The sequence below is a fragment of the Pseudomonas sp. I2 genome, from assembly GCF_040984075.1.
In the GTDB taxonomy this organism is placed as follows: Bacteria; Pseudomonadota; Gammaproteobacteria; order Pseudomonadales; family Pseudomonadaceae; genus Aquipseudomonas; species Aquipseudomonas guariconensis_B.
Window position 1 is genome coordinate 1 of the sequence record NZ_JBCGFQ010000174.1, and the last position, 433, is coordinate 433.

General features: G+C 54.0%; 1 pseudogene. It reads right to left on the reverse strand.

Annotation, left to right across the window (positions count from 1 at the left end):
* Positions 1-433, reverse strand: a pseudogene (locus WCE05_RS26120) (hypothetical protein); the annotation flags it as partial.

The window sequence follows — 433 nt, forward strand, 5'->3', positions numbered from 1 at the left end:
GCTCTGCATGTTCAGCGGCATCCTTTTTCTTCATCTTCGCGGCGTCCTGTGCTGCGCCAGCCAGTCCGGCCTGAGAGAGTGCCTGTACAATGTGTGGCAGCTTCATGTGCGAGAAAAGGTTATCAGCCGTCGGTTTCCACCAGTCACGAAGGTCAAACTGAATGGCGTTTTCCACCCCATCCAGCGAACTCTGGTGTTTACGACCAAATTCATCCTTGCCCTGTACACCATCTATTGAACAGGCGGTGCAGAAAGCCATCAGCGCCATCAGGGTTGCGCCATCGAGCGTAAAGAAGGTGGTCATATCCTTTCGCCAGTTTTCCGGCAGCAGGGATTCAAGACGTTCTTTTTCTGCCTGGATGGCCTGAAACGCAACGCTGTTTTCACCGTCAGGTGCTTCACGGGTCAGCGCGTAATGCGACACACTCACGCT